An 8,330-nucleotide genomic window follows, 5' to 3' on the forward strand; every position below is an offset into this window, starting at 1 on the left:
GGCCACCGGGGCGGTGGCCTTCGCCGGCGTGGCGCCCGCGGCGCCCTTGGCCGGGGCCGTGCGCTTGGCGTTGGCGGCGTACTTGGCCTCCCGCATCGCGCGGAGGTTGTCCATCTTGCTCATCGGCTGCTCACGTCCACGACCCTAGGCGTCCGTACCGACATCCCGCGCACGACACCCCTGTCAGCGCCGTCGCCTCCGCCACACCGGAGCTCGAGCCGCAGCCCCGTCGAGCCCCGTCATGAGTACCCTGACGCCATGACTCGGGGGTCTCGGACATTCGTTGCTGCGCTGCTCACCCAGGCGCTGGCCTGCCTGCTGCTCGTGGCGGTCGCTCCGCCGAGCGTCGCGGACAGCAACGGGGGAGGCGCCTTGCCGGACCAGAAGCAGGAGCCGGCGTCGGGCAGGCAGGTCAGCAGGCTTCCGGGCGGCGGCACCGAGGTCTTCGCCCGCAAGCGCTTCCTCACCGCCTACTACGGCACCGCCAACAGCTCCACGCTCGGCGTCCTCGGTGAGACCGACCCGGACAAGGCCTTCACGAAGATCACCCGCGCCGGCAAGGCTTTCGTGCAGCACGGCGAGACCCTGATGCCGGTCTACGAGCTCGTGGTCACCGTCGCCGACGGCGCCGACAACCCCACCGCTGCCGGGGACCACAGCCACGACATCCTGCACAGCTACGTCCAGTCCTACATCGACGCCGCCCACCGCAACGGTGCGCTGCTCCTGCTCGACCTCCAGGCCGGTCGCAGCGACTTCCTCGAGACCGCCAAGCGGTGGGAGTGGGCGCTGCAGGACCCGTGGGTCGGCCTGGCGCTCGACCCCGAGTGGCGCGTCGGCCCCACGGAGGTTCCCGGCCAGGTCATCGGCAGCGTCCGCGCCAAGGAGATCAACCGGACCGCGGGCTGGCTCGCCCGCCTCACCGCGTCCAACGGGCTGCCCGAGAAGCTCTTCGTGATCCACCAGTTCACCCGCGGCATGGTGCCCGACATCGCCAAGGTCCGCGCCCGGCCGGGGCTCGCCATGGTCCAGCACGTCGACGGTTTCGGCAGCCCCGCCACCAAGATCGCGACGTACGCCGACGTGGCCCGGCCGCGGAAGTTCACGATGGGCTTMAAGCTCTTCTACGACGAGGACCAGCCCCGGATGCGAGCCCGCCAGGTACGCCGCCTGCGCGACGTCCGGTTCGTCTCCTTCCAGTAGCGGGACCGGTCGACCCGCGTGGACCTCGCATCCCTCTCCGACGCACAACAGTCATCGCTCCAGCGGCGCTTTCCCCAGGGCCTCACCCCTCGTGCAGACCTCAGCTGGGGTCTCGTCGACACCGTGGTCCTGCACGTGCACGACGGCTCCACGGACCTCGTCGTCAAGGCGGCAGGTCCGGGCAATCGCCACATCGGGCGCGAGATCACGGGCTACGAGACGTGCCCCGTGTGGACCGACCGCGGCCTCGGCCCCGGGCTGGTGCATGCCGACCGCGACGCCAACCTGCTGGTCGTCACGCACGTCCCGGGCCGTCTGGCGAGGGACACCCCGGCCGAGATCGATCCGGCCGTGCACCGGCAGGCGGGTGCGGCCCTGGCGTCGTTTCACCGGCAGGGGGCACGGCTCGACGAGGAGTTCGAGGCCGTCCAACGCGACCACACGCTGGCACTCCTGGACCGGCCGCACCGGATCCCGGCCCTGCACGTCGACTGGCTGAGGAGCTGGCTGACGGCGTACGACGCCCCGGCCGTCGATCTCGTCCCGACCCACGGTGACTGGTCGCCACGCAACTGGATGGTGGACTCGGGCGGCATCCTGCGCGTCATCGACCTCGGCAGGTTCRACTGGCGCCCGGCGGCCAGCGACGTGTGCCGTCTCGCGGGACGGGAGTGGCCGGCACGACCGTCGCTCGCCGTCGAGTTCGCGCAGGGGTACGGCGCCGACCTCCGCGACGATCCGGTGTGGCTCGCGCAGATGGTGCGCGAGGCGGTCGGCACCGCCACGTGGGCGCTGGCTGTGGGTGACGGGCCGTTCGAGCGCCACGGGCTCCGACTGGTGTCCGAGCTCGTCGAGGCGTCGACGGCGTGAGCAGGCCAGCCCCGTGGCTAGGGACGGGATGGGGGCACCTTCGCGGTAGCCTGACCCCATGACCTCCGCAGCACCGTTCGGGCGCCTGTTGACCGCCATGGCCACGGCGTTCACCGACGACGGGGAGGTCGACCTCGAGGGCACCGCCTCGATCGCCGTCCACCTGCTCGACCACGGCCACGACGGCGTCGTCGTCAGCGGCACCACCGGTGAGTCGCCCACCACCACGGTGGCCGAGGACGGTCGCATCCTGCAGGCGGTCAAGGACGCGGTCGGCGACCGCGGCACCGTGATCGCCGGCGTGGGCACCAACGCCACGGCCCACTCGATCGAGCTGGCCGAGCAGGCCGCCAAGATCGGCGTCGACGGCCTGCTGCTGGTGACGCCGTACTACAACAAGCCCAGCCAGGCCGGCGTCCTGCACCACTTCCGCAGCGTCGCCCAGGCCACCGACGTCCCGGTGATGCTCTACGACGTCCCGGGTCGCACCGGCACCACGATCTCGATGGAGACCTACGAGCGTGCGCTCGAGATCGGCACGGTCGCCAGCGTCAAGGACGCCGTCGGCGACCTGGCCCGCACCGCACGCCTGGTGCAGCTCGGCTACGCCGTCTACAGCGGCGACGACGCCAACACGCTCGGCATCCTGAGCAGCGGGGGCTGCGGCCTCGTCAGCGTCGTCGGCCACGCCGCGGGCGACGACCTCAAGCTGATGATCGACTCCTTCCTCGGGGGCGACGTCGACGCGGCCCTCACCACCTACACCCGGCTGCTGCCGGCCTTCGACGCCCTGATGGGCGTCGCCAACTACGGAGCCACGACCGCCAAGGCTGCGCTGCAGCTGCTCGGCGTGCTCGACAACCGCAACGTGCGCGGACCGCTCGTTGCGCTCGACGACGACGAGGTCTCGGCACTGCGTGCCGGGCTGGTCGCGTCCGAACTGATCTGAGGAGAACCTTGAGCCACCCCCATCCCGAGCTGTCCACCCCTGCGCCGCTGGCCGAGGGCGCCCTGCGCGTCATCCCGCTCGGCGGTCTCGGTGAGGTCGGCCGCAACATGACCGTCTTCGAGTACGCCGACCGCCTGCTGATCGTGGACTGCGGCGTCCTGTTCCCCGAGGACCACCACCCCGGCGTCGACCTGATCCTCCCCGACTTCGACTCCATCCGGGACCGCCTCGACAAGGTCGAGGCCCTGGTGCTGACCCACGGCCACGAGGACCACATCGGTGCCACGCCGTACCTCCTGCGCGAGCGCGGGGACATCCCGCTGGTCGGCTCCGAGCTGACCCTCGCGCTGCTGGGCTCCAAGCTGCGCGAGCACCGCCTCAAGGAGACGGTGCACCACGTCGTCAAGGAGGGGGAGACCATCACGTTCGGGCCGTTCGTGCTCGAGTTCGTCGCGGTCAACCACTCCATCCCCGACGCGCTCGCGGTCGTGATCCGCACCGGCGCCGGGGTCGTGCTCCACACCGGCGACTTCAAGATGGACCAGCTCCCGCTGGACGGCCGGATCACCGACCTCAACGAGTTCGCCCGCCTCGGTGACGAGGGGGTCGATCTCTTCATGACCGACTCGACCAACGCCGAGGTGCCGGGGTTCACCACCTCCGAGAAGGACATCGCGCCGATCCTGGACCGGGTGTTCCACAAGTCCGCCCAGCGCATCATCGTGGCCTGCTTCGCCAGCCACGTGCACCGTGTCCAGCAGGTCATCGACGCCGCCGTCGCCAACAACCGCAAGATCGCGTACGTCGGTCGCTCGATGGTGCGCAACATGGCCATCGCCAAGGACCTCGGCTACCTCCACGTGCCCGCGGGCGTGCTGGTCGACGCCAAGGAGCTCGCCGACCTGCCGCCGGAGCGCCAGGTGCTCATCTCCACCGGCTCGCAGGGCGAGCCGATGAGCGCGTTGAGCCGCATCGCCCAGCGCAGCCACGCCTTCGTCCACCTGGAGGAGGGCGACACCGTCGTCCTGGCCAGCTCGCTGATCCCGGGCAAYGAGAACGCCGTCTACCGCGTCATCAACGGCCTGTCCCGCTGGGGCGCCAACGTCGTGCACAAGGGCAACGCCCTCGTCCACGTCAGCGGTCACGCCAGCGCCGGCGAGCTCCTCTACTGCTACAACATCGTCAAGCCGCGCAACGTGCTGCCCATCCACGGGGAGATCCGGCACATGCGGGCCAACGCCGACCTGGCCGTGGCCACCGGGGTCCCGCGCGAGCGGGTCGTGATGGCCGAGGACGGCGTGGTCGTCGACCTCGTCGACGGCGTCGCGAGGATCGCCGGCAAGGTCGACTGCGGCTACGTGTTCGTCGACGGCACCACGATCGGCGAGGTCTCCGAGACGTCCATGAAGGACCGCCGGATCCTCGGCGAGGAAGGCTTCCTGTCGGTCATCGTGGTCGTCGACTCGGTCACCGGCAAGGTGTCCTCCGGCCCGGAGATCCACGCCCGCGGCTTCGCCGAGGACGACTCGATCTTCGACGCCATCAAGCCCGGCATCGTCGACGCCATCGACAAGGCGGTGGCCGACGGGACGGTCGACCCCTACCAGCTGCAGCAGACCGTCCGCCGGGTCGTGGGCCGCTGGGTCAACAAGGCCCACCGCCGACGTCCGATGATCATCCCGGTCGTCATCGAGGCCTGAGGGTGTCGGCGGCGGCGGACGAGGAGGCACCGGGCGTGCCGGAGCGGCCGGTCCCTGCCCTGCAACGGCTCTCCGAGCTCGTCCGCCGCGTCAACTCCTCCACCGACACCGCCGACGTCCTCGAGGAGRTCGTCCACGGCGTCTGCGAGGTGCTCGGGTACGGCGTCGCCGCCATCGCGCGCCTCGAGGGCGACACGCTCGTGATGACGGCGGTGGCCGGCCCTGACGACGTACGCCGCCAGATCCTGGGGCGGCGCACGCCGGCCGCGGAGATCCTGGACGAGTTCCGCCAGGCGGACCGCTGGGGCATCCTCCGTTTCGTCCCGCACGGGCGGATGGACACCTCGCGCCTCAGCGCAGCCTGGATCCCCGACTACGAGCCGGCGGACGACCCGCTGGCGTGGCACCCCGAGGACGCGCTCTACGCGCCGCTCTACTCCGCGACCGGCAGGCTGCTGGGCAACATGGCGGTCGATCTCCCCACGGACAACCGGATCCCGTCCCTCCACGAGCGTGAGCTGCTCGAGATGTTCGTCGTCCAGGCCGGGTTGGCGCTCAGCAACGCCCAGCAGCGTGAGCAGCTCGCCGAGCAGCTGCGCCTCGGGTCGACGGTCAAGGAGGTCGCGCAGGCCGGCAGCCAGCCGGGGCTGGACGCGATCCTCCAGGAGGCCTGCGAGGCCGTCCACCGGGGGCTCGACGCCACCCACGTGTGGATCCGGTGCTATCCCGACGAGGACAGGGCCAACGGCGTGGCTGCCGGCCACCCCCGACCCACCCCGTCCGGTGCGGGCGTGGCGAGCCTGCGCGCCGACCTGACGGCGGTGTGGCCGAGTCCAGACCCGGTCGTGGTGCACAGGACGGACGAGGCGTGCGACCGGCTGCCCTCCAGCCTGGCCGACCTGCAGCAGATGATGGCCTCGGCCGGAGCCGTCAGTGTCGTCGTCGCGCCGATGGGCGTGGCGCTGGAGCTCCTCGGCTACATCGTCATCGGCTTCCCCGGCACCCGCGGGCCGCTCCAGCCGGCCGAGCTCGACGCGGTCGCCGAGATCGCGCGCGAGCTCGGACGCAGCGTGCACACTGCCCGGCTCCTCGAGACCGAGCAGCGGCTGGTGTCCGAGCTGCGCGAGATCGACCGCTACAAGGGCGAGCTGATCACGACCATCAGCCACGAGCTCAAGACGCCCCTCACCACGATCATCGGGCACGCCGAGCTGCTCGGCGAGCTGCACGAGCACCGCTCGGTGGAGGCGATCGCCCGCAACGCCGAGCGGCTCAACCGTCTCGTGCAGAACCTGCTCGACTACTCGCGGGTGCAGGACCGCCTCGCGGCGGTACGGGTGGACATCGACCTCCTCGAGGTCTGCCGGTCGTCGGTCGACCTGGTGGCCCACCTCGCCGACACCGGGGGCGTCTCGGTCCAGACGGTGACCTGCTGCGAGGCGGTGACGGTCAGCGGGGACCCCGAGGAGCTCTCGCTGGTGGTCGACAACCTGGTCAACAACGCCGTCAAGTACACCCGTCGCGGCGGGACCGTGCGGGTCGAGGTCGAGTGCGAGCCCGAATGGGTGCGCATCCACGTCCGCGACTCCGGGATGGGGATCTCGGAGGCCGACCAGGTCCACCTCTTCTCGGCGTTCCACCGCTCCAGCAATCCCGAGGCCCTGTCCATCCCCGGCACCGGGCTGGGCCTGGCGATCTCCCGGCGCATCGTGGAGACCCACGGCGGCCGCATCGACGTCGGGTCCGTCCTCGGCAGCGGCAGCACCTTCACGCTGTCGTTGCCACGAGCCCGTCCTCCGGCCGCCTGACCGCGTCCACGGCCGGGTGCCCGGAGCGCTCCCCGTCCAGGACCTCGGTCCGGTCGACGCGGTCGAGCCCGACGGTGCCGTGGGTGATCCACGCGACCGCGCGGTCCGCACGCTGCTCGAGCAGCACGTCGGCCACCTCGTGGGCGGTGGCGGTGTCGAGGTGCGCGGTCGGCTCGTCGAGGACCAGGACGTGAGGATCCGCCAGGAGGGCACGGGCCACGCCGATCCTGGCGCGCTCGCCACCTGAGACCGCGATGCCGGCACTGCCCACCATCGTGTGCATGCCGCCGGGGAGGGACCCGACCCAGGTGCCGAGCCTGGCCCGCGTGAGGGCGTCGGCCACCTCCTCGTCGGTGGCCCCGGGACGGGCCAGCCGGAYGTTCTCGCAGACGCTGGAGGCGAAGACGTGCGGGTCGTCACCCACGAGGAGGACCTGGCGACGTACGTCGTCGAGCGTCGCGTCGCGCACGTCGAGCGTCCCCAGCCGCACCGTGCCCGCGCTGGGGTCGAGGTGCCGCACCAGCAGCGAGGCCAGCGTCGACTTGCCGCTGCCCGAGGGGCCGCGGACCGCGACCCGATCACCGGGTGCCAGCGCCAGGTCGAGGCCGCGCAGGCACGGCAGGTCTCCCCACCCGGCGCTCACGCCGGCCAGGGACACCGTCACCGGGACGTGCGGCACCGGGACCGGGTCCGCGGGGTCGGCCACCAGCGGGGCGAGCGCGGCCAGCCGTTCGAGGCGGGACCGCGCGGCGTCGGTGCGCACCGAGAGGGCGCCGGCGTCGGCCAGCGGAGCCAGCACCTCGCCCAGCGCCACCGGCAGGAGGAGGAGAAGCGCGAGGGTGGCCGGGGACACGGCTCCGGTCGGTACCGTGGCCGCGACGGCGACCACGGCGGCGCCGGTGGCCAGCCGGACGACGGCATGCCCGGCGGAGACGGCGCGCACCGAGCGGCGTACGGCTCGCTCCAGCGCGGCGCCCTCGGCGTCGACTGCGGCCAGGGCGTCGGACGACGCCTGCCACTGGCGCAGCTCGTCGCGTGCCGCGACGACCTCCTCGACCAGGGCGGAGGTGGTGGCGCGGTGGCGCACGTGCGCGGGCTCGGCGGCCCGGGCACCGAATCGCCCGAGCACGCCGGCCAGGACCCCGACGCCCACCAGTGCGGCCAGCACGAGACCCGCCGGCGCGGCCCACCACCACGCGAGCCCGGCGGCGAGGAGGCCCACGGACAGGGCGGTGACGACCGGCTGGCGGACCCGCAGCCGGGCGTCGAGGAGCGAGTCCACGTCGTCGACCACCGAGGCGAGCAGGTCGCCGCGGGGAGGTCCGGCGGTCCTCAGCGCGCCGGGCACGAGCGGCACCAGGGCGGCGTACACGGCCGTCCGGTGGCGGGCGAGCTCGTGCAGGGCGACGTCGTGGGACAACAGCCGCTCCGCGTGCCGCAACACAGGTCGGGCGATGCCGAAGGTGCGCACGCCGACGATGGCCACCATCAGCACGAGCACCGGCGGATGGGCGCTGGCCCGGGTGATCAGCCACGCCGCCGTGGCCGTGAGGGCCACCCCCGCCGCCGTGGACAGCACGCCCAGCACGGTGGCCAGCGGGCCGGACCACGCCCGGGGCGGCGGCACGTCGTCCGGCTCGGCGGACGTGGGCCCCGCGGGCGGCGCCTGCACGGCGACGAGCGTGGCGGGGGGCACGCCGGTGTCGCGGGGCGCGGGGGAGAGGGGGTGGAGGTCGACGACCAGGTCGGCGGAGGCCAGCACGGCCGCCCGGTGCGCCACGACCACCACCAGGGCCCGCT

The 8,330-nt window shown here is 72.6% G+C and carries 6 protein-coding genes; 5 read left to right on the plus strand and 1 reads right to left on the minus strand.

Features of this window, described 5'->3' with window-relative positions:
• Positions 1-258: 258 nt before the first annotated feature.
• The 5 genes from ACXJKL_RS08715 to ACXJKL_RS08735 all read left to right on the plus strand — a co-directional run bounded on the left by ACXJKL_RS08715 (position 259) and on the right by ACXJKL_RS08735 (position 6,530).
• Positions 259-1,203, plus strand: a complete 945-nt coding sequence (locus ACXJKL_RS08715; protein ID WP_457206668.1) for a hypothetical protein — start codon at positions 259-261, stop codon at positions 1,201-1,203.
• A 123-nt stretch (positions 1,204-1,326) separates the two neighbouring features.
• Positions 1,327-2,073: a phosphotransferase family protein gene (locus ACXJKL_RS08720; RefSeq protein WP_457206669.1), complete on the plus strand. Its 747-nt coding sequence runs from the start codon at positions 1,327-1,329 to the stop codon at positions 2,071-2,073.
• 58 nt (positions 2,074-2,131) lie between these two features.
• A complete protein-coding gene (dapA, locus tag ACXJKL_RS08725; protein ID WP_457206670.1) occupies positions 2,132-3,022 on the plus strand; it encodes a 4-hydroxy-tetrahydrodipicolinate synthase in 891 nt (296 codons plus the stop codon).
• A gap of 8 nt (positions 3,023-3,030) precedes the next feature.
• A complete protein-coding gene (locus ACXJKL_RS08730) occupies positions 3,031-4,722 on the plus strand; it encodes a ribonuclease J (protein ID WP_457206671.1) in 1,692 nt (563 codons plus the stop codon).
• Positions 4,723-4,757: 35 nt separating this feature from the next.
• Positions 4,758-6,530, plus strand: a complete 1,773-nt coding sequence (locus tag ACXJKL_RS08735) for a sensor histidine kinase (RefSeq protein WP_457206672.1) — start codon at positions 4,758-4,760, stop codon at positions 6,528-6,530.
• On the opposite strand, the gene cydC is transcribed toward ACXJKL_RS08735, so the two are convergent.
• A partial coding sequence (gene cydC, locus ACXJKL_RS08740; RefSeq protein WP_457206673.1) for a thiol reductant ABC exporter subunit CydC occupies positions 6,490-8,330 on the minus strand: 1,841 nt, incomplete at its 5' end. The two genes, ACXJKL_RS08735 and cydC, sit on opposite strands and share 41 nt — an antisense overlap.

The sequence above is a fragment of the Nocardioides sp. P5_C9_2 genome (assembly GCF_054049555.1).

Bases quoted from the DNA above. Each gene is read 5' to 3' on its own strand.
- dapA (WP_457206670.1), top strand. From the start codon at position 2,132: ATGACCTCCGCAGCACCGTTCGGGCGCCTGTTGACCGCCATGGCCACG.